The sequence below is a fragment of the Vibrio paucivorans genome (assembly GCF_054053395.1).
Map to the genome: position 1 here is coordinate 926,040 of NZ_CM133231.1, position 22,411 is coordinate 948,450.

At 45.1% G+C, this 22,411-nt stretch carries 19 protein-coding genes and 1 pseudogene; 7 read left to right on the top strand and 13 right to left on the bottom strand.

All coding sequences use genetic code 11. From position 1 onward, the window contains the following. Window positions 1–177: 177 nt before the first annotated feature. Window positions 178–570: a RidA family protein gene (locus ACXABW_RS19545; protein WP_252031868.1), complete on the bottom strand. Its 393-nt coding sequence runs from the start codon at window positions 568–570 to the stop codon at window positions 178–180. An 85-nt stretch (window positions 571–655) separates the two neighbouring features. After that, window positions 656–2,089, bottom strand: a complete 1,434-nt coding sequence (locus ACXABW_RS19550; RefSeq protein ID WP_457525083.1) for an N-acyl-D-amino-acid deacylase family protein — start codon at window positions 2,087–2,089, stop codon at window positions 656–658. A gap of 176 nt (window positions 2,090–2,265) precedes the next feature. Here ACXABW_RS19550 and ACXABW_RS19555 point away from each other — a divergent pair, with 176 nt between their 5' ends. After that, the gene (locus ACXABW_RS19555; RefSeq protein WP_457525084.1) at window positions 2,266–3,540 is read left to right on the top strand and encodes an amino acid deaminase; all 1,275 of its coding nucleotides are present in this window, start codon (window positions 2,266–2,268) and stop codon (window positions 3,538–3,540) included. A 61-nt stretch (window positions 3,541–3,601) separates the two neighbouring features. Beyond that, window positions 3,602–4,465: a MurR/RpiR family transcriptional regulator gene (locus ACXABW_RS19560; RefSeq protein WP_457525086.1), complete on the top strand. Its 864-nt coding sequence runs from the start codon at window positions 3,602–3,604 to the stop codon at window positions 4,463–4,465. Between the two features lie 108 nt (window positions 4,466–4,573). Here the strand turns inward: ACXABW_RS19560 and ACXABW_RS19565 are convergent, their stop codons facing one another. Further along, window positions 4,574–5,617, bottom strand: coding sequence for a hybrid-cluster NAD(P)-dependent oxidoreductase (locus tag ACXABW_RS19565; protein WP_457525087.1), 1,044 nt, complete (start codon window positions 5,615–5,617; stop codon window positions 4,574–4,576). A gap of 64 nt (window positions 5,618–5,681) precedes the next feature. Beyond that, the gene (gene hcp, locus ACXABW_RS19570; protein WP_457525089.1) at window positions 5,682–7,349 is read right to left on the bottom strand and encodes a hydroxylamine reductase; all 1,668 of its coding nucleotides are present in this window, start codon (window positions 7,347–7,349) and stop codon (window positions 5,682–5,684) included. A gap of 259 nt (window positions 7,350–7,608) precedes the next feature. Here hcp and ACXABW_RS19575 point away from each other — a divergent pair, with 259 nt between their 5' ends. From ACXABW_RS19575 to ACXABW_RS19590, 4 genes are all read left to right on the top strand, one after another. Beyond that, window positions 7,609–7,821, top strand: coding sequence for a hemolysin E (locus ACXABW_RS19575; protein ID WP_457525091.1), 213 nt, complete (start codon window positions 7,609–7,611; stop codon window positions 7,819–7,821). A 198-nt stretch (window positions 7,822–8,019) separates the two neighbouring features. Continuing rightward, window positions 8,020–8,505 (top strand): acyl-CoA thioesterase, encoded by a 486-nt coding sequence (locus ACXABW_RS19580; RefSeq protein WP_252031887.1) that lies wholly within the window; start codon window positions 8,020–8,022, stop codon window positions 8,503–8,505. A gap of 177 nt (window positions 8,506–8,682) precedes the next feature. Beyond that, window positions 8,683–10,605 carry an acyltransferase family protein gene (locus tag ACXABW_RS19585; RefSeq protein WP_457525092.1) on the top strand — a complete coding sequence of 641 codons (1,923 nt, stop codon included), beginning with the start codon at window positions 8,683–8,685 and terminating at the stop codon, window positions 10,603–10,605. Between the two features lie 130 nt (window positions 10,606–10,735). Beyond that, on the top strand, window positions 10,736–10,981 hold the full coding sequence (locus ACXABW_RS19590; protein ID WP_252031893.1) for a hypothetical protein: 246 nt from the start codon (window positions 10,736–10,738) through the stop codon (window positions 10,979–10,981). A 349-nt stretch (window positions 10,982–11,330) separates the two neighbouring features. On the opposite strand, the gene malG is transcribed toward ACXABW_RS19590, so the two are convergent. The 3 genes from malG to malE form a co-directional block, all read right to left on the bottom strand. Then, entirely contained in the window at window positions 11,331–12,221 is an 891-nt protein-coding gene (malG, locus tag ACXABW_RS19595; protein WP_457525094.1) for a maltose ABC transporter permease MalG, read from the bottom strand. Window positions 12,222–12,232: 11 nt separating this feature from the next. Then, window positions 12,233–13,807 (bottom strand): maltose ABC transporter permease MalF, encoded by a 1,575-nt coding sequence (gene malF, locus ACXABW_RS19600; RefSeq protein ID WP_457525096.1) that lies wholly within the window; start codon window positions 13,805–13,807, stop codon window positions 12,233–12,235. Between the two features lie 84 nt (window positions 13,808–13,891). After that, window positions 13,892–15,073, bottom strand: a complete 1,182-nt coding sequence (gene malE, locus ACXABW_RS19605) for a maltose/maltodextrin ABC transporter substrate-binding protein MalE (RefSeq protein WP_457525097.1) — start codon at window positions 15,071–15,073, stop codon at window positions 13,892–13,894. A 699-nt stretch (window positions 15,074–15,772) separates the two neighbouring features. On the opposite strand from malE, the gene malK reads away from it, so the two are divergent. Then, on the top strand, window positions 15,773–16,882 hold the full coding sequence (gene malK / locus ACXABW_RS19610) for a maltose/maltodextrin ABC transporter ATP-binding protein MalK (RefSeq protein WP_457525099.1): 1,110 nt from the start codon (window positions 15,773–15,775) through the stop codon (window positions 16,880–16,882). A 66-nt stretch (window positions 16,883–16,948) separates the two neighbouring features. Here malK and ACXABW_RS19615 read toward each other — a convergent pair. From ACXABW_RS19615 to hutW, 6 genes and pseudogenes are all read right to left on the bottom strand, one after another. Continuing rightward, a pseudogene (locus ACXABW_RS19615) lies at window positions 16,949–17,645 on the bottom strand (SPFH domain-containing protein). Between the two features lies 1 nt (window position 17,646). Further along, on the bottom strand, window positions 17,647–18,990 hold the full coding sequence (locus ACXABW_RS19620) for an NfeD family protein (protein WP_457525101.1): 1,344 nt from the start codon (window positions 18,988–18,990) through the stop codon (window positions 17,647–17,649). Window positions 18,991–19,117: 127 nt separating this feature from the next. Then, complete coding sequence (locus ACXABW_RS19625) at window positions 19,118–19,657, bottom strand: ATP:cob(I)alamin adenosyltransferase (RefSeq protein ID WP_457525102.1); 540 nt, start codon at window positions 19,655–19,657, stop codon at window positions 19,118–19,120. 76 nt (window positions 19,658–19,733) lie between these two features. Next, entirely contained in the window at window positions 19,734–20,264 is a 531-nt protein-coding gene (gene hutZ / locus ACXABW_RS19630) for a heme utilization protein HutZ (protein ID WP_252031914.1), read from the bottom strand. A 19-nt stretch (window positions 20,265–20,283) separates the two neighbouring features. Further along, entirely contained in the window at window positions 20,284–20,787 is a 504-nt protein-coding gene (gene hutX, locus ACXABW_RS19635) for a heme utilization cystosolic carrier protein HutX (protein WP_252031917.1), read from the bottom strand. A 78-nt stretch (window positions 20,788–20,865) separates the two neighbouring features. Next, on the bottom strand, window positions 20,866–22,239 hold the full coding sequence (gene hutW / locus ACXABW_RS19640; RefSeq protein WP_457525104.1) for a heme anaerobic degradation radical SAM methyltransferase ChuW/HutW: 1,374 nt from the start codon (window positions 22,237–22,239) through the stop codon (window positions 20,866–20,868). Window positions 22,240–22,411: the final 172 nt, after the last annotated feature.

Consider the following 22,411-nt stretch of genomic DNA (forward strand, 5'->3'; position numbering starts at 1 on the left):
CATTCCTGAATTTAATTATATTTATTTTATATTCCATATATATACAGCGACTTATTTCGGTATTAATTGAATTTGCTGCAATATTTATAATATGTAGGGTGAGAGTATTGGTGGATAATAACAGGGATATATATCCCCCAACACTCTCTTTATCGGTATTTGTGATTTAAATGATTATTAGCGACGGTCTTCGCGGTAGCAGGTTACATCCACTTCTACTTTCACATCAACAACAAGGTCACACACCATACAAATGCGAGCCGGTGGGTTCGCGCCAAAGAACTCTTTGAACACTTTGTTGAATGACTGGAAGTAGCGTGAATCCGTTAGAACCACTTTAACGTGTACAACGTCTTCTAGTGTGTATCCCGCTTCAGTCATGATGTCGACACAGTTCTGAATTGCTAGGCGAGACTGATCGATGATGCCACCTTCAACCACTTCACCGTCCGTCATTGGCGTTTGGCCAGAAACGTATAGGAAACCACCAGCTTCCGTTGCACGTGCAAATGGTAAATGTTGTCCACCTGTACCAGTACCGCCTTCAACACCGTAACGTTTAATAGTCATTTTTAACTCCACTTCTTTACAGATTATATTGGTCTTATTTCCAATATATTTATTTAAACTAATTTGTTGTTTTTATTTAATTCAATTATTTACGATAAATAAAAACACCAGAGCGATTATTTTTAACTTTTCCTTTTTGGTAAGTTAACTCACCATTTACAAAGACACTTTCAATTCCATCGGCAACTGAAATAGGATTTTCAAACGTTGCTGTGTCTTTAATATTGTTTGGATCGAACAAGACTAAGTCCGCAAACGCACCTTGGCGGATTTCACCGCGCCCTGCTAGGTTGTAGCGTTTAGCTGACATGCCCGTCATTTTGTGAATGGCTTCAGCCATTGAGAACAACTGCTCTTCACGACAATAATGACCAAGCACTTTCGGGAACGTCCCCCATAAACGTGGGTGTGGATGAGGGTCATTGGGTAAACCGTCAGAACCCACCATAGTCAGTTTGTACTTAAGTACGCGCTTCACATCGTCTTCATCCATGCAGTGATATACCGCACCTGCTGGTTGGATGGCTTTAGCTGCGTCCATCAGCGGTAGGTTCATTTCGTCCGCAATGACTTTTAACGTCTTGCCCGCATGCTCAGGTTTGGTTTCAGACCACGTAATAAAGATGTCGAAGTCATCGGTCACCTGTTTTAGGTCCAGCGTTGAAGAACTGGCTGAATACGGATAGCAATCACAAGACACATCTTGATGCTCAGAGACTTTATCCATTAGATCCAATACTTCGACAGTGCGTCCCCAGTTACCGGCTCCCGCACACTTAAGGTGAGAAATCACCACAGGCACTTTTGCGTATTGGCCAGTCTCAAATGCTTCATCCATTGCACTTAAAATTTCTTCGAATTCTGTGCGCATGTGAGTGGTGTAGATACCGCCATGCTCAGACAGTACTGTTGCCAATTGCATCACTTCGTTTGCGTTTGCTTGCTTTGCGCTGGCATAGGCTAAACCAGAGCTCAAACCGAGCGCCCCTTGCTGCATCGCCAAATCTAGGTTGGTTTGCATTAGAGCAATTTCGTCTTCAGTCGCAGTACGCTGTAAGTCATCCATCACTTGGTTGCGCAGTGTGGTATGACCAACTAACGCCGCCACGTTAACTGCTGGCTGTGCTTGTTCGACCGCCTTTGCGTAAGCTGCAAAGGTTGGGTATTTGAAATCGTCTTTCTTACCCAATAAGTTCATTGGATCTGGTGGATCACCTGCCAATACCGTTGGTGACGCACTGATACCGCAGTTACCAACAATCACTGTTGTGACACCCTGACTAATTTTTGGAAGGCAGTCAGGGAAACGAATCACGTTTGTGTCATCGTGGGTATGAACATCGATGAAACCCGGTGCTAAAGCTAAGCCTGCACCTTCAATAAGTTGACCGCAGTCTTCGTGATCGACCTCGCCGATCTCGACAATTTTTCCGTCTCGGATTGCTACATCTGCACAAAACGCTTGTTCGCCGGTGCCATCAAACACCTCTACGTTTTTAATTATGGTATCGAACAACATTTATCACTCTCTCAACCCGCTGTTTTGATGTGGCCATCTTAAAAAGATCCCCTACGGTTTTCAGTGACAATACACACAAAATATTTTAAATTGTGTGATAGTTTCTACCACAAGAAAAGTTATAGATAGTTTTAACCATTAAAATACAACAACTTAAACCATGTTAGGAATCAACAATGAAACATAACCCTACCCGAGAAAATGTTAGAAACTATCAGAATGATAGTTTTGTATTAGTCGAAAAAGGCCAAAAAGGGCGAGCTGTATCACAGTCTAATCACGACAGTTACAGCCTTGTTGATGAAGAAATTTCGCTACCTGCCGCAGTAATCAAACAATCAGCACTCACCAACAACATCAGTTGGATGCAAACATTCGCCAACCATCATCAAGTGAAGCTTTGTCCACATGGCAAAACCACCATGACACCAAGTTTCTTTCACCAACAGCTCCAAGGTGGAGCGTGGGGAGTCACCGTGGCTACGCCCGCTCAAGCGGAAGTTGCTGCTATGTCTGGTGCTAAACACATCATTATGGCCAACCAGTTAGTCGGTAAGACCAACATGGCCATCATTGAGCAATTGTTGAATGACTTTGATGTCGACTTCTATTGCTGTGTTGATTCGTTGGCAAACCTCGACCAACTGGACTCGTTCTTTTCCAAACGAAACCAAACGCTCAACGTCCTGATCGAGTTTGGGGTTGAAGGCGGTCGCTGTGGATGCCGTACCGCAGAAGAAGTGATGGAGTTAGCCGATGCCATTCAAGGTATGCCTTCCATTAGTTTGGCCGGTATCGAAGTGTATGAAGGCGTCATTCACGGTGATAATGCTGAACAAGACATCCGTGCATTCCTGAATCAGACGTTGAACCTGGTACAAAGTCTGTCTCTTGATGGCCTAGTGCATGAAAAGCCAATCATTACTGGCGCAGGCTCAGCATGGTATGACGTTGTTGCTGAATGTTTGGCTAACCTAACTCATTGTGTCGCGATCATCCGCCCTGGGTGCTATGCGATTCACGACACAGGTATTTACCTAGATGCACAAAGTAAAGTCATGCAGCGTGCTCAGAATAACCAAGGTTACGCCTGCGAATTAGGCGGCGATCTCGAATCCGCGCTTGAGGTTTGGGCGTACGTTATTTCTAGGCCGGAGCCAACCAAGTTAGTGGTTGGGCTAGGCAAGCGAGATGTTGCGTTCGATGCTGGGCTACCTATCGCGGAACGCGGCTATCGCAATGGTGAAGCGATTTCTGTAAATGGGCTCACTTCAACCGCGGTAATGGATCAGCACACATTTGTAGAAGTCGATGAAAGCAGCGACATTCAAGTTGGCGATGTAATTGCCTTTTCTACTTCGCATCCGTGCCTAACTTTCGATAAATGGCGTTACATCGCAGTCAGTGATGACCAGCACCGAGTAACCCACTGGGTAGAGACGTGCTTTTAACCCACCATTAATACGATATACTGGGGCTAGTTTGATAGCCCCCTAAAAAGGATCTGGATTCTTGAGTTTAGAAGTAGACATCATTTCACAGATAACGGAACGATTTCCGGTTCTTCGTGATGCAGAAAAGAAAGTCGCCAAATTGATCATGGACGACATTAATTTCGCAGCCAATGCCAGCATTACTGAGCTCGCCGAGAGTGCAGAGGTCAGCGAAGCGACCATCACCCGCTTCGCCAAAGCAGTCGGATGTAGCAATGTTCGCGACATGAAAATTAAGTTGGCTCAAACCCTCACCGTTGGGCAACGATTCATCTTAGAGCCAGTCGATCAAACGGGCTATCAAGGCATTTATGAGTCGATTAAGCAAAGCTTAGATATTAATCGAACTCTGTTTAACGAACAGGATGTCGAGACAGCAGTCCACTGGTTACATAATGCTAGACAGATCATCGCTATTGGCATGGGTGGAGGCTCAACTATCGCTTCACAAGAACTTCAACACCGTTTGTTCCGCTTAGGTTATCCTGTTGTTGCCTATAACGATGGCTTAATGTCTCGCATGGTAGCAGCGACAGCAGATGCCAGTGACGTGATGGTTATGATATCGGCGACGGGTTTCACGCCTGTGATTACCGAAACAGCAGAGCTTGCCAAACAGTACGGCTTGAAAGTCATCGCAATTACCCCTCAAGACACGCCGCTTGCCAAAACCGCGGATATTGTCCTACCCATTAAGCACATGGAAACGGATTTTATTTATAAGCCGTCTGCGTCTCGTTACGCCATGTTGGCACTTGTCGACGTGATTTCAATGGGCCTTGCGGTGAATCATAAGAACCGTTCAAGAGACAAACTCAGAAGGCTTAAGGTGGCGTTAGACTCGCACCGAGGCGGTGGTGACAGGCAGCCTTTGGGCGACTAACCCATTAAAATAATTAGCTAAAATCAAAAGAGCCATTGCTGATTCTAGAACAAGCAATGGCTCTTTTTTACTTCGACTATGAGCTTCAAAGTGCATCAATAAGCAAAACTACCCGAGGCCCACCTCGACATCCGACTGTACTTGGCTCGAACAGGCGAGTACATACCCTTGAGCGATCTCTTCTTCGGTGAGAGTTTCAGTACTGCTACTTACCACCTCACCTTTGTTCACCTTACACTTACACGACCCACAGATACCACTTCGGCAAGCCGCAATAACCGGTACTCCGGCTTGCTCTAACGAATCAATCAAAGCACTGCCTTTGTCAGCCGCGAATTCAACGCCAAAATCAGGCACCACCACTTTCACACTCGATGAACCAGTATCGGCTGTCGAATCCATAATTTCTGACGCTTTAGGGGTAAAGCTTTCCTGGTAGAAATTAGCCATGTCAAAATCGATTTCAGTGAGGTAACGCTCAACATCCTGCATGAACCCAACTGGGCCACATAGGTACACTGTACGCTCTTGAATATCTGGGCTCAGTTTCAACAACCAGTTTTTATCTAATCGACCTTGTGGGCATTGTGTGTTGCTCGCGTCTTTAAGCAGCAACTTAAGATGAAAATTCTCATGCTCTGCTTCCAGCGCAAGTAACTCATGATAGTAGATGGTTTCTTCTCTACTGCGCGCCATATGAATAAAATCGATATCAATATTTTCATTGGTCGCAAGCCATTGCTGAGTCATCGCCATAACAGGCGTGATTCCGCAACCAGCACTCACCAATGTGACTCTATTCGATTTAGAAGGCAGGCAATCTACGCTATTAAAAGCCCCAGCCGGCTTTAGCACGTCCACTTCATCACCTTCATCGAAATGGTCAACCATGTAGTTGGAGACGAGTCCTCCTTCTACACGTTTGATGGTCAGCTTCAGTTGTTTTTCCCCCGGACGAGAGCTTATCGAATAGGCTCGATAGTCTAGTTTCTCGGGCATATTGACGCCTAAGGTGATGAATTGTCCCGGCTTGAAATCAAACCTGACATCGGAATTTCTACTGCTCAGCTCTAGGCTGACCGTATCGGGTGTTTCATGCCACTTTCGGACACAGACAAGTTCTAGCGCTTCGTTGTCTAGCCACGCTTGCATAGTGCAAACCTCTCAATGATTCATGGAGAAGAGAGCCTCATGGGAGGCTCTTTACTTTGGGGAGTTAAGCTACGGCTTCCAAAATGGTTGCTAAGTCTTGCTCTGGCGATGAAATCGCTCGCATATCGAACTGCTCTTGGATAATTTTCAGTAAGTTATCAGTCAAGAATGCTGGCGCAGTCGGACCGGTGTAAATACCTTTCACGCCTAGTGCGAATAGCGTCAGCAAGATTACGATCGCTTTTTGCTCAAACCACGAAAGCACGAGGGTCAATGGCAGTTCGTTGATCCCGCAATCAAATTCCTTAGAGAGTGCCAACGCCAACTGAATCGCAGAATATGCATCGTTACATTGACCAACATCCAACAAGCGTGGAATGCCATTAATGTCGCCAAATTGGTTCTTGTTGAAGCGGAACTTACCACACGCAAGGGTGAGAATAAGCGTGTCCTCTGGTGCTTGAGCAGTAAAGTCGGTGTAGTAGCTGCGTTCTGACTTATCACCATCACAGCCTCCCACTAAGAAGAAGTGCTTGATCTTGCCTTCCTTCACTTGGTCAATAACAGCCGGAGCCGCTTCCATCAGAGCATTACGACCAAACCCTACCGTGATCATCTGCTCGATTTCATCGTGCTGGAATCCCGGCTGCGCTAGCGCACACTCAATCACTTGGCTGAAATCATCCCCTTCAACGTGAGCGACACCAGGCCAACCAACGATACTGCGAGTGAACAGGCGATCAGCGTATTGGCCGACATTCGGGTTAAGCAAGCAGTTTGATGTCATCACAATCGCACCAGGGAAGTTAGCAAATTCCTTCTGCTGGTTTTGCCACGCACTGCCGTAGTTACCCACTAGATGTGGATACTTCTTCAGTTCTGGATAACCATGTGCAGGCAGCATCTCACCGTTGGTGTAAACGTTAATGCCCTTACCTTCAGTTTGTTGCAGAATCTTCTCTAGATCGTGTAGGTCATGCCCTGAAACAAGAATACAATGCCCTTTTACCGTCTTTACATTAACAGCCGTCGGCTCTGGGTGGCCGAACGTGTCTGTTTCACCTTTATCCAGCATCTCCATCACTTTGTAGTTCATCAAGCCGATCTGCATTGAGGTATCGAGAAGTTGCTGTAGGTCTGTCGGGTCTGTCCCAAGCAGTGCCATAATTTGGTGATATTCACCTTGAATCTGTTCGTCAGTTTGACCAAGAACACGAGCGTGTTCCATATAAGCTGCAGCACCTTTTAACCCATACAGGCAAAGTAAACGTAATCCAATGACATCCTCATGCTGCGACTCTTTACCACGGTTTACCGCCGCTTGAGGGGCAAGCGCAAGCAAAGCTTCTGGTTCGGTCGGCAGGTTAAACTGTGCAGCAGGTGATAACTCTGGAATTTCGAACCCAGTAACTAAAGCAGCTGCGCGTACTTTTTCTTCTAACTCAACCTTGTATTGATGCGACTTCTGAGCAAACTTGATAATGCGCTCAGGGTCGAAGTTAACGTTCGTCAAAGTGGCAAAGAAAGCTTGTGGTGCCCATTCATCTATTTCGCGAACAACCACACCAAATGAACGGCCTAAATTGGCCCAGAAAGACACACCTTGTAAGGAGTGGACGAGAACATCTTGTAGATCAGATACTTCTGACGTTTTACCACACATACCTTGCGAAAAAGAACACCCCTTAACAGTCGGGGTTTGAATAGTTTGTTCACACTGAATACAGAACATATTTGGGCTCCAATTATTATAGTAAGTACTTGGCTTACAATGATTATTTCTGAACCCTCTATGGCATATTGCGTGCCAAAACATAACTCTCTGATTTTTAATGAAAAGACCATTTTCCACAATTTTATAAAGGTCAAATAGACCTAAAAAAAACAGGGAATAAAGTACATCATTATGTCTTTATGACTCACAATAAGTTGTTCATGTTTCATTCATATTGACTTTGTTAGCCTATACATAACGAAATGAGGTAAAGATTATGAATCGATTTTTTGTAGGTATCATTGCACTTGTCACTGGTATGTTTGCACTTATCTTCAGCTTGTTGATGGCTATTCCACTCGCAATTGCTGCGCTAATCACTGGCAAACGTATTCAAAAACAAATGAAGCAACAAGGTTACGCTTCTCCGTTCGAGCAACCTCAACAAGCCAACGTCATTGAAGGCGAATGTGAAGAAGTGCGTAAGTAACACTTTAGACTGCTCCTTAAGGTTCCCCAAACCACTAAACGGCTGACAAGTTCAGCCGTTTTTTCGTCTCTCGATACCACTGAAAAACCACGCTTGACCGATATTTAATCGGATATAGGCTACCTTTCTATATATGTTGCAGTTATTTGACAACTTTGTTATCAAACAAGAATGATAACAAATAAGGATGTACACACTATGAGCAGTGGACAACGCGATATTACATTGCGATTTTTAGCTGAACCGGGAGACGTTAACTTCGGGGGCAAAGTACACGGCGGCGCCGTGATGAAATGGATTGATTTAGCGGCCTACGCCTGTGCGGCGGGTTGGAGTGGTAAATACTGTATCACCGCCTATGCTGGTGGGATTCGATTTGTAGAACCTATTTTTGTCGGCAACTTGGTCGAAGTCACCGGTAAGGTTATCTACACTGGTAGCTCTTCTATGCACATTGCGATTGATGTTCAAGCTAGTGATCCCAAAGAACTCAACAACCGCTTAACTACGCACTGTATCGTGATCATGGTTGCTGTCGATGGCAATGGAAAACCGACCAAAGTGCCAGAATGGATTCCAGAAACAGACGAGGATATTCAACTTCGCGATTCCGCTGTACGCCTAATGAACATGCGTAAGGAAATCGGCGAAGAGATGGAAGCACACGTTAAGTATTTGAAGTAAGCCGCTGCTTTACCTAATACCAAAACCATACTTTGTAGCTAGTAAAACACCTTTTTGCCCGATGTCTCATTTTGGGAGAACATACTAATATTTGGCCCACCAACTTGGTGGGCCATTTTATTCAGACCGCAAGAGCCCGCTGATTAGATTTGAATTTCTTTTCGAAAGGACTCACAGATGACATTTAGAAACGATCTAAACAGCCTCCGCGCGATAGCCGTTATCGCTGTTGTACTGTTTCACTTCAATGCCCCCGTTCTTTCAGGTGGGTTTGCTGGTGTTGATGTCTTTTTTGTTATCTCTGGCTACTTGATGACCAGCATTATCGTTACCGCATACCAATCAGAACGATTTTCATTGCTGGGATTTTATCACTCTCGAGCCCTAAGAATTATTCCAGCCCTAGCCGTACTTTGCATATTCCTGATGATTTATGGCTGGTTCATGTTGATTCCCGTTGAATACCGCGACCTAGGAAAAAACGCTTTTAATAGCCTTCTGTTTACCTCTAATTTTACTTACTGGCGTAACTCGGGGTATTTCGACCCTGGCTCACAATACAACGCATTACTTCATACTTGGTCTTTATCTGTCGAATGGCAATTCTACGTTATATACCCAATCATTGTTGTCTTGGCTCTGCGTTTCCTATCTATCAAAACCTTTAAATGGTTTCTAGTTTTTGCTGCGATTTCAAGCTTCGCCTTGAGTGTTGTCGCTTCTGCAAAGTGGCCAACACCTAGCTATTTTTTATTGCCCACTCGCGCATGGGAAATGCTAGCGGGGGGTATTGTTTTCCTCTTCCCAATTGCACTCTCAAAGTACAAGCAGCACAGCTTGTTTTATGTAGGTCTGAGTATGATAGCTGCCAGCTATCTGCTAGCAGGTAAAGAGACTCTATGGCCTTCCTACTTCACTCTACTTCCTGTAATCGGGACGGCACTGGTTATCGCGGCGAATATCCAAAACAACTGGTTTTCAAACAATCGATTGTTCCAAAACCTTGGGCTTTACTCTTACTCTATTTACCTATGGCATTGGCCAATCGCAGTACTACTCAAAGAACATGTCTCTACAACTTGGTATATACCCGTCGGTATTGTTTTATCTGTGCTACTAGGGTTCATGAGCTATACCTTGGTAGAAAGTAGGTTTAGAAAACACCAAGATCTCAAATGGACGCGACAATTATTTTCCAAACCGACCTTCATATTTAGCATAGCCCTTGTTCTCTGCTTTGTTGTATGGGATCAAAGAGGCATAACAACCGATATCCGCGTCGTTTCTACTAGTGCTCAAAGCCAGTTCCTTAATCGCTATGCCTCGCATGATTATCGAGAGAAGATCTATCTTTCCTACAGTCACGAATGCAATTTCTTCGACTACAAAAGCACTCCAAACAAAGTCAGAACATCATTGGCCAGCTACTGTACGGATTTTAGCGACCGAAAAGTCAACGTTCTACTTTGGGGAGATTCTCATGCTCAGGCGATATCATACGGTTTGAGACACATACCGAGTGACCTAAACCTATTGCAAATCGCCACTTCTTCTTGCCGACCGAGCCTAAATGCAGCTGCAAACTCTGCATTAAAAGGAACTAAATTCGCAGCGTGTAAAGCCTCGAATCAATTTGCTCTTAATTTCATAAAGCGATATCAACCAGAAGTAGTGGTATTAGCACAGGCTAACTTTCACGAACAAAGTGATTTCACTCAACTGGCAAAAGCGATTAAAGCTCTAGGGGTACAAGAGGTCGTGCTGGTTGGCCCTACGCCCCAATGGCGCCCTAGCCTGCCTAGAATACTTGCAAAAGGCGAGTATTTTGACCGTTCAACGGTACATATCCCTTACGAAACTTTGGCGAGTGATATCGAAGCAACAAATCTGGCTCTCAGTGTGCGTTACCAAACAGATAAGGAGTTGCACTATTTGTCTCTGATCGACTCTCTGTGCGACAAACAGACCGGCTGCTTAGCCAAAATCGATACTGAGAATACACCTATCGTTTGGGATTACGGTCATTTGTCCCTTAAGGGCTCTCAGTATGTTTCATCTGAGCTCTTGTTACCGTTTATCTCTTCCAACACGGGTAAATAATTCATCCTGACACTACACGGCAGCGATTGTCATTTTTCTTTCATCTTCATTTGCTTTAATTCGGCACACCAACGTGGACTTGCCACGTTTAGCGGATAAGAGCCTTCAAAGAAAGAGAAAGGAGATCAGTTTGGGTCTGGAAAAAACCACCTTAAGTGAAGCCACGATTAACAATTTAAAAGCAGTGGAGTATCAGTGGGTGCGCACTATGTATGTTGAAGGCTATAACGATAGTGAGATCAATCACTATATCCGTACCTGTTTTGGTGGAGACGATACGTTCGCGGATCTATTCCGTAAGGTTGCCCTGCAGCAAGAAAGTATCTATGTATTACTTCAGTATCTTGGCGTTGCACCCTCTAGCCGAGAGTTCTAACCCTTTATTTCCCCTGCCAATTTTATATAAACCTCGCAGTTTTATGTAACAAAGATGTCGGTTGCATATTCCTTTCAACACCTCGTCGCACAGCCGTTTTCACCTACTATGCTGTTTTACCGCACGGCTTATACTGAACAGCGTTACCTAACAGACATAAAAAAACCCAAGCTAAGCTCGGGTTTTGGTTACAAAAACTGTTAGTAGTGGAAATTAGTAAGGAATCTAGCTAACAGCCAGCTATGCGTAACGCCAGATCTGCACTCACGCTTAACGAGTCGGCGGCCAAACCAAAAGTGTTAAGCTGAGAACAAAATGGGGCGACCTTTACGGTCGCCCCTTATCGTTATTATCCTTTCACACCGCCGGCGGTAAGTCCTCCGACAAGCCAACGCTGCGCAAGTAAAAATACGATAGTGATAGGTAGTGCAGACAATACTGCTGCAGCTGCGAAATCACCCCATAGATAGTTCTGAGGGTAGAGATACTGCTGCATACCAACCGCTAATGTATATGAGTCTACATCAGAAAGTAGTAAAGATGCTACCGGAACCTCGCCCACTACCATGATAAATGACAAGATAAACACTACTGCTAAAATAGGCACTGAAAGCGGTAGCAGTACTAATCTAAAGGCCTGCCATGGTGTTGCACCATCCAGTGCAGCGGCTTCTTCTAGCGAATTATCAATCGTTTCAAAGTAACCTTTAATCGTCCATACGTGTAGAGCGATACCGCCCAAGTACGAGAAGATTAGGCCGCCGTGAGTGTTCAAACCTAGAAACGGAATGTATTGGCCTAAATTGTCAAACAACGCATAAATCGCCACCAACGCCAACACTGCAGGGAACATCTGGAAGATCATCATCGCTTTTAAGATGGTGTTCTTACCCTTGAAACGCATACGTGCAAACGCGTAAGCCGATGTCGTAGAAAGTGCCACAATCAGAATTGATGAGATACCCGCGACTTTCACAGAGTTCCACAACCAAGTCAGAACTGGGAACGGTGGTGGTGTTACCGAACCATCAGCGTTAGTGACCGAAATGCCCAATGCCAGTTTCCAGTGATCCAATGATGGGTTCTCTGGGATGATGCTACCCGTAGCGAAGTTACCTTCACGAAACGAGATCGCAATGATCATCAATAGTGGGAAGATAATCAGCGCTAGGAACGCCCACATTGCGATGTGAGTAGCCCAAACACGGTATTTTAATGACTTACCTTGTACCATTGCCATGTTATGTCTCCTTAATCCTGAGCTACTTTAGTCACGCGTAAGTTGAGTAGTGCGAGAGCGCCAACCAATAGGAAGATAAGCGTTGCAACTGCACTTGCTAGACCGAAGTCTTGACCACCAGCACCTTCGAATGCAATACGGTAGGTGTAGTTAACCAGTAAGTCTGTGTAACCAGCAGGTTCAGACGTACCAATCATGTTTGGACCACCTTGAGTCAATAGCTGAATAAGCACGAAGTTATTGAAGTTAAACGCGAAACTAGCAATCAATAGCGGTGTTAGCGGTTTTATCATCAATGGCATAGTGATCTTGCGGAAGTTATCAATGAAGTTTGCACCATCGATAGCCGACGCTTCGTACAAATCTTCTGGGATAGCTTTCAATAGACCCATACATAAAATCATCATGTACGGGAAACCTAGCCACGTATTAACGATGATGATCATTAACTTGGCAAGGAATGGGTCTGAGAACCACGCAGGGCTAATACCAAACAGGCCTTCAAGTACCATGTTGACTTCACCAAAGCTTTGGTTGAACAAACCTTTGAAAATAAGAATCGAGATGAACGCTGGAACGGCGTAAGGCAGGATCAGCAGTACGCGATAGACTGCACGGCCTTTCAGCTCCTCCCACTGAACCACACTCGCAAGGACTAGACCGATAATCACGGTTAATGCCACGCTGATTGCCGAGAACAGTAGTGTCCAGAAGAAGATACTGATGAATGGTTCTTTAATACCATCGTCTTTCCAAACTCGTTCAAAGTTGTGAGTACCGATACCCACGACGAAGCCTGGAGAAACAGTAGAGCCGACGAACTGTCCATTCTCATCTACAGGCTGGTAGAAACCTTTGTCTAGGTTTGGACGTAGCGTCTCGCCTGTTTTATTGTTCAGTAGCGATTCACCGTCTTCCTGAAGAGTGTACAGAGGAACGACCGCAGCAAACTTACGCAAACCACTCATACGAATTTCTTCGCCTGATGGCATGTTGAGATCAAGCGTATTCAGGTTAGAGCGATTTTGGATGATGGTTTTGATTTTTTCTTTATCGCCTGCAACAGAGTCTACTGGACTGAGTACCATTTCCGCCGACGCAATCGATGCCAAATTAAACGTGTCTGTTGCTAACAGTGTCTCGCCAGACTTAACGGCAATTCGGTGACCATCTTCTGTTTTATAGAGTGTAAACGGGTAGCTATCACCACTTTGATAAGTGCGATCCATCAGTACCGACTGAGCGCGCTCAAAAGAAAGTTGGTTTTTAGCGCTGTAATTAGTGAATGCAAGACCGATGGTGTACGCAAGTGGGAAAAGGATGAACAAAATCATGCCCGCAATACCTGGGTAGATATAGCGATGTGCGTAGGTCTTTTTACTGCCGAAAATATAGAGGGCCAGTGCCGTAAGAATAACGGTAAGCAGCGCAAACGCCATCTCACCGCGAGAATACATCAGAATGGTCGCATAACCATTAATGATTCCCACTGAACCTAAAAGAGCCCATTTAATGAATACACTCTTGCTTGCCGGTAAATTCGTTGTTGGTGATGTCATTGCATCGGTACCTTGAATTGACTGCATAGAGGAACCTGCTAGCGATAAATATAGAATAAAAAATGAAATGAAGGAGGGGTTACCCCCTCCTTAAAAGGGTACTACTTAAGATTATTTAGTCATTTGCTTCTCAGCATCCGCTAGTGCAGCGTCTACTGATTGGCGGCCATCAACGATGTTGATGATTGCGCTCTTCGCGCTACCCCAGAAAGCGTTCATTTGTGGGATATTTGGCATGATTTCGCCGTTCATCGCGTTGTCCATTGTCGCTGCGATACGCTTGTCTGAATCTAGCTCACGTTGGAACGAGTTTAGAGCAACAGCGCCTAGTGGCTTGTCGTCGTTTACTTTACGTAGACCATCGTTTGTCAGTAGGTAGTTCTCGATAAACTCAACCGCTAGGTCTTTGTTTGGAGAAGCTGTGCTGATACCCGCTGTTAGTACACCAACGAATGGCTTAGAAGATTGACCATTGAACTTAGGAAGCGTTGTTACACCGTAGTTGATGCCCGATGTTTCGATGTTACCCCAAGCCCATGGGCCGTTGATAGTCATCGCAGTCTTACCTTGGTTGAAGGCTGACTCAGACACTGAGTAATCCATATCCGCAGAGATTACGCCTTGGTCTACTAGACCCTTAACGAAGTTCATTGCATCTTTTACGCCGTTGTTTGCGATACCCGCATCTTTCACGTCGTAACCTTCAGCACCGTATTTAAATGCGTAACCACCGTCTGCAGCCATTAGTGGCCATGTGAAGTACGGTTCTTTTAGGTTCCACATAATTGCAGATTTACCGTCTTTCTTAAGTTTTGCATCGATAGCTGCAACTTCTTCCCAGCTCTTAGGCGGTGTAGGAACTAGGTCTTTGTTGTAGATAAGAGATAGAGATTCTACAGCGATTGGGTAGCCGATGATTTTTCCATCATATTTCACTGCATCCCATGCGAAATCAACGATGCCTTCTTGGATCTCTTTAGACGGTTTTAGCTCAGCTAGCAAACCTGCTTCTGCGTAGCCACCAAAACGGTCGTGTGCCCAAAACACAATATCAGGACCATCACCCGTCGCCGCAACTTGCGGGAAGCGCGATTCTAGGCCGTCTGGGTGAGCCACAGTTACCTTGATACCTGTTTCTTCTTCGAACTGTTTACCTACTTCAGCAAGTCCGTTGTAGCCTTTGTCACCGTTAATCCAAATGGTTAATTGACCTTCTTCGATAGCAGCATTCGCACCAAAAGAGCCAAGAGCAACTAGAGTACTTAGCGCTACTGTGCTTAGGGCATTTTTCATGTTCATATCCTTTTTATATTTGTGTTGTAGGGTAAACCATATAGAGGTTTCGCCGTATTTCGCCATCTATATTCAGAGAAAAATCAATAAGACTCATCCTCCTACTCCCTACGCCCTTGCTATTATGGCTTATTTTCGTGATCCGACACGTTTCACGTTGGCGACAAGAATCACAAAAACCGAGATTAATGTGATCGAATTCAATCTATATGAGCAAATTTATTTGAAGTCGATCTCTCTATGCCTTTTCATCCCTATACGCCCTCCTCCCCTCCTACTCCCCCTACAAAAAGTGAGATTAGGAGGATGCAGCTACTAGACGAAATCGCGAAACTACAGTCATCCAAGAGTGGATAGTAAGAACCCTTTCCAGTTGTTCTCTTTAGAAATGACTCTCTGAGAACTCACTGGCTTACAAGCCGCCTATGGGTTGCTGTTACAAATGATGTGTTCGTAGTAATTATTTTTGCACGGGGGAGGCACTGACTTTGTACGGGGGAGGTAACCCAGTTGTTGGCTTCGATGGGTGATGTAACATCAATATACTTCGTTGAGTTCATCACCCTTTTTTCTTACTCTAATGATAACAAGCCGCATATTAGACGGCACAATTACCGAATTCCTACTGTTATTGCTCAAACCCTAATTCATATAATGATGAGCAGTAAGTTATAAAAATCTTGATCGAGGACGAGCTAGATGGCGAGTGTCACGTTAAAAAATGTATGCAAAGCGTATGGCGATGTTTTAATTTCGAAAAATGTCGACCTAGATATCAAAGAAGGCGAATTTGTCGTTTTCGTCGGTCCATCAGGCTGTGGTAAATCCACACTACTTCGTTGTATTGCTGGCCTAGAAGACATTACTTCTGGCGATCTATACATTGGCGACGAACGTATGAACGACGTCGAACCATCTAAGCGTGGCGTGGGTATGGTATTCCAGTCTTACGCTCTTTACCCTCACCTTAACCTATACGACAACATGTCTTTCGGCCTTAAACTTGCCAAAGCCGACAAAGGCGAAATCGATAAACGTGTTGAGCATGCGGCTGAAATTCTTCAGTTAAGCCACCTACTAGAGCGCCAACCTAAAGCGCTGTCAGGCGGTCAACGTCAACGTGTAGCAATTGGTCGTACTTTGGTTTCCCAACCTAATGTTTTCCTTCTGGATGAGCCACTATCTAACCTAGATGCTGCACTTCGTGTTCAGATGCGTTCAGAAATCACTAAGCTACAACGTAAACTCGGTTGTACCATGATTTACGTTACTCACGACCAAGTCGAAGCGATGACCATGGCTGACAAGATCGTCGTTCTTGATGCAGGTTTCGTCTCTCAAGTTGGTAAGCCTCTAGAGCTTTACCATTACCCAGAAAACCGCTTCGTAGCCGGTTTCATTGGCTCACCAAAGATGAACTTCATGAGTGTTTTCATTGACGAAGTAGAATCTGAGCGCGTTAAGGTTCAAGTTTCAAACGGTACGTCTTTCTGGATCCCAGTTGATGGCACCACCGTAAACCGTGGCGATCGCATGTCGATGGGTGTACGCCCTGAGCACTTGCTGACAGCGGAAGATGGTGATGCAACCATCGAAGGCGAAGTAATGATTGTTGAGAAGCTAGGTAACGAAACTCAAGTCTACCTGAACTTAGAAGGCGCAGACGCAGACGTTATCTACCGTCAGCCAGACACATTGCCTGTTGAAGTCGGTGACAAACTGGCGATTGGTGTCCCAGCGCATCGTTGCCACTTGTTCCACAGCGATGGTCGCGCATGCCGCCGTCTTTACCAAGAAGCTGGCGTGTAATCGCGAAAATGCATAGCTAAACATTAAAATTAAAAGCCCCTTTCAAGGGGCTTTTTGCTTCACGTATTAATCTGATTTTCCTTTCGATGATCGGCCTTTAAATAGCCCTTCCATCAATTCCATTGGTAGTGGGAATGCTATCGTCGAACTTTTCTCTCCGGCGATTTCGGTTAATGTCTGCAAATAGCGGAGCAACATTGCATTTGGCTCAGCCGCCATTTTGTTCGCCGCTTCCACAAGCTTCTCAGATGCTTCCATTTCACCAGAGGCATGAATCACTTTCGCGCGTCTTGCACGTTCAGCCTCAGCCTGTTTAGCAATCGCTCGAATCATGCTTTCGTTCAAATCCACGTGCTTAATTTCCACATCGGAGACTTTAATTCCCCAACCATCGGAGCGTGGTCTGCGCTAGCTGGGATGTCGCCGCCAGATAGTCTTCTACATTAATGATGGCTTTCTGTGCATCCACAACCCGAAAATAAATCACAGCATTCACTCGGACAGAGACGTTGTCACGACTGATCACATCTTGACTCGGGACATCCATCACCACCGTTCGCATATCCACTTTAACGATCTGTTGAATGATGGGAATAACCACAATTAGCCCTGGACCTTTGACTAATTGAAAGCGCCCCAAAAAGAAAATCACCCCACGTTCGTACTCTCTTAACACGCGAAACAAGCTGAACGCTATCAAGAGTATCAGCCCTACGATAATAACAGGGGTAAGCATACCGCTAGCAATCAACTGCTCAACCATATCAACCTCCTTCTTTTTTCCTTATTTGAAGCGTCAATCCTTCCACCGCTTCAACGATCACTTCTTCACCTTTGTGATAGGAACCTTCGCCGTGCGCCGACCAACGCTCGCCTTCAATATACACATAACCTTGAGTATCGAAGGTAAACTCAACCACAGCATGACAGCCAATCAAATTCTCAACACCACTTACCACCCGCGAGCGCCTCAACTGCCACAACCGCCGAAGCACGAATATCATGAACGCAGCTGAAGTCGCCGCTAGGGAGTAGATAAGAGGAAGTGAAACACGCAACTCTGGAATGTCACTGTCTATTAAGAAGATTGAACCAAGCACAAATGCGATCACACCTCCGAAACCTAAAATGCCAAAACTCGGCACCAAGGACTCAGCAACCAAAAGCCCAAGGCCAAGCAGAATCAAACCGACACCGACGTAATTGACTGGCAGCATTTGAAACGCGTAGGTCGCGATCAACAAACTGATTGCCCCGACTACCCCTGCAACACCAAAGCCTGGGCTATAAAATTCCAACAACAGGCCATATACCCCAATAATCATCAACAAATACGCGATATTCGGGTCAGTTATTGTGGCGAGAAATTGATTACGCCAATCAGGTTTACGTTGTTCCAGCAAAGCCGACGACAAATCCAAAACAACGTCCTCATCTTCGAGCCGAATAGTCAAACCATTGAGTTTTTCCAGTAATTGCTGAGGCGAATCGGCAATCATATTAATCACGTTGTTTTCTAACGCTTCTGGAGCAGATAACGTTGCGGCATCACGCACTGCGGCCTCTGCCCATTCTTCATTGCGCCCTCTTAGCTGAGCCAATGAGCGAATGTAGGCGATAGAATCGTTCAATACTTTCTTCTCCATTGCGCTAGGTTCGTTTGTTTGCTCTTCCGTTTGGTTTGGGGGAGACCCGCCAATACTAACCGGCGTTGCAGCCCCAAGCGTAGTCGCTGGGGACATAGCAGCAATATGACAAGCGTAAAGAATGAATGTGCCCGCACTGGCCGCTCGCGCGCCTCGTGGGTGCACCAAACACAGAATAGGAACGCTTGAGGACAAGATTGATTGGTTGATATCCCGAAGGCTGCTGACTAACCCACCGGGTGTATCAATCGTAATGACAACCGCAGGGACATGGCTTAGTTGGTTGGCACGAGTGATTTCTTTCGTCACATAATCGCCTACAGCAGGAGCAATCGCCCCACCGATGGTAATTATCGGCACCGTCTTTATTGCCTTACTTTGCTCTTCAGTAGCGATAGCAACAGACGGCCACGACATCATCAAGCAGCAATACAGTATTGCTCTCAGCGCCATTGGGATCATCAGACTATCCAATCACTACGTATATCTAGAGTTTAGACCATGCGTGAGAACCAGAATAATTATTAAAAGTTAGTAAGGAAATGGCTTTGCTTATTGAGGATAAAGAGATAGGGGCGCTTACGCACCCTTATTTTGTTTTTGGCATAGCGTAGCTTTTACTCACAAATTCAACTTCTTGGGTGTCAGTGATGAAGTTGGTGTAAGAGGCTAACGTATACATGACATTGGCGACCAAGTTCGCGTACCTAAAGAGAATCAGATCAGGTTTTTTCTTGCCTGCATGTTCAATAGCAACCAGAGCACGCACAACTTTCTTGGCTTGCGTACGACACAAATGCAGCTCACCAGCAATGCGATGACCACCGGGTAAAACAAACCCCTTAAAACCACCGGACAACTTATCTCTGAGACGATTGTAATCAGAGTAAAGTTCGCTGAGCTCAGCCTCGGTGATTGCCAACTTACCGCGAACAGAACCGTTCAAATGGTAAATATTTGGCTGTAAGCGAGTAAGAACATCACGACTCAGTGGGTCTATTTCCATAGTCAACACTAAGCCAATTCGGCTACACAGCTCATCCGAGGCAATTTCAAAATCACAGATTGGACTGTCTTTATAGATAAATGGATAGCAGATTTCGCCGTGATCTTTGCTTACTGGTTTCACACACTTGTCCCTAAGAAAAACAAAGGGAGCAGTATAGCTCCCTTAGATTGCGATAACACTATGTGTTCATTGCTAATTAGCCGTTAGATATTTTCTTATGGCCTTCTTGTAGATGAACAAAGTCAACCAGATCATCACCAGACACCTGATAGGCTTGACCGAAGCCTTTCACAAACAAACCGCTGTCTGCTTTGAGGTTGAACAGCACAAAGTCTTCGAGCTGACTTAGCCCTTGAATGATCTCGCCAAAGCGACCTTCCATTTGAGCAACAACTTGTTGCCAAAGTTCAGTATTGCGCTCGACCACAGTCGCGACAGCATCAAAAGTTAAACGCTTACGTGCAAATAGCTGTTTCGATGAGTCTTCATCTTCAATCATCATTAGCGAAACTTGTGGGTTAACTTCTAGGTTGCGAGCATGACGCGCAATCTGAGAAATCAACACGAAGTAGCCTTCTTGATTCTGTACAAAAGGGGCATAGCTAACATTTGGACGGCCTTCAGCATCAACAGTCGCCAATTGAATCGTTTTACGCTCTTGACGAAACTCTTTAATTTCCGGCCCTAGTCGTCCTTGAAGTCGCTCTTGTTTAACTTGCTGGTCCATTTACTTTCTCCAAATATCGTTATTTTTTTAGTTCTGCTTGCATCGATTTGAAACGTTCAACCTGCTGTGGAATCAGTTCGCGTTTTTCGTTTCGACCCAAATAAATTTTAAAGATGTTGTTGCCTTGCTCATCAAAGAAACCAAAGTAATGACTCTCTCGACCCATGAATGGTTTGCTGACCAAAGCGATGTTTTTCACATTGTCTAATAGCAGGTGACCGTGCAACTCACCTTCTTTTCCCATCAGGTTGTAGTAGCCGCGCGCCACTTTTCCTTTGGGAAACGGCGCTTTCACTTCAAAGATAGAGCCAAAAGAGTGGACGATGGTGGTCACCGTACCGAAACCAACCAAGCCCTCTAACGTCGCTTGTGCTTGCTCACCTGGTGCAAGCGCAACCATTTCATCAGGTAGCGCTGCCACAGCTTCAAACTCAGAAACGTTCAAACGCTCTGCAATAGCCGCAGGTAAAAGTTTTGGTTCTTGCTCCATCAATTGAGCAACTTGCTGTTTCAATGTATCCATAATTTTTGTTCCAGTACCCTATACAACCCTTTTAGTACTTATACTTACAAGGCTTTAGTTTCTATAAACTCAACCAGGCTAAACCGCCATCGAGTCAATATGCTTTGCTGCAACATCTGTTTGCTGCAGCACTTGAATACATGCCTGAGCCAAACTCACAGCCCAGAATCGTCCCGCTAGCGTAAGAACCAAATACTGGCTATCTAGCTCAGCGAGACCTTTTTGCTGCCACTGTTTAAATAATGGCATGAAAAACTCAAATGCGTCTTCGCCAGCTAACGCTGGCAGTAATGCTTTACGCACAACACCACTATCAAAACCAGATTTTAATGCAGCAAATAGCGGTTCAAATGCGTGCTGTTTTGTCATCATAGCGATGACAGAATCACCGCTCTTAATCGCTTGCATATAGGCATCTAACGATCGGTGTTGCATCATTCCGTAGCCACCGATGTTACCGCCAGCGCCACACCCAATTGGCAGCACTTCTGCATACGTTTTCGCTAAGCTATTGTATTGGCTGCGCTCACGGTTATCTCTAGCCCAGTGGTTAACACTCAACTGCTTAATATGATGTTTGGTCATAAAATTCGAACCAAGTTCATACATTGCAGCTTTGTCGGGCGTATTCGCCGGTGGTGGGATCTTGCCTTTCTCAACTAGGTTAAGCATAGGTGCAGAGCCACCTACTACCAGCTGATACAAATCTATCCCATGAGCACCCGTTGCCATGAAGTCGTTGAGATCTTGTTCGAACACATCAAGCGTTTGATAAGGCAATCCGTATAGCAGATCCAAAATAATCGGTGCTTGGTCCATACGGCTTAAATCTGTGACTCGATCAAGCACAACTTCTCTGTCGTCCAAGCGCTTAGCGCTGCGACGAACTTGGGTATTAAAACTTTGAATACCAAAAGAAAAGCGATTGAAGCCACCTTCAAGTGCTCGATAATACATTTCATCACTGAAGCGGTTGATTCGACCTTCAAGCGTAATCTCACAATCAGTTGAAAGTGGGAAATACTGACGAATCGCTTTACCTAACCTCTCTACCTGTTCCGGGCTAAGGTCAGTAGGCGTACCACCTCCGATATACACCGCATGAAACAGACCAGACTGAGTCCATGGCTGTTTAGCTTTCTCTTTAAGCTCTGTCATCAGAGCTTCGAAATAGTCTTCCACCAACTTGCGGCTGGCAGCGTTTTGAAAGAAGTTACAAAAAGTACAGCGCACTCGGCAAAACGGAACATGTACATACAAACAACGTTTACCTGACTTGCTCTTTTCTGTGGTAAGCAACCGACTAAGCACTTCGCCCTGTTGCTCCTTCATGACTGGCGTAGACATACCACCAGCGTGAGCCGAGTGTTTTTTTGCAAACGCGAAACGAAGAGGATCTGGTGTATCTACTGCCAAAATAGATTCATCAAATTGATTAATATCAAGATACATATAAATTCCTTCAACACCTGAATACAGCAAGGTTGGAATACTATTCTGAAAAACTGAGCAAGATCTTAAATCCACGCTAATGATAATGCAATTGATAATTGATCTTATTTTCATTTTGACTGATAATCTGTTTCGCAATCATGAGATTGCTCATTTTGTCATTGAGTTGTTG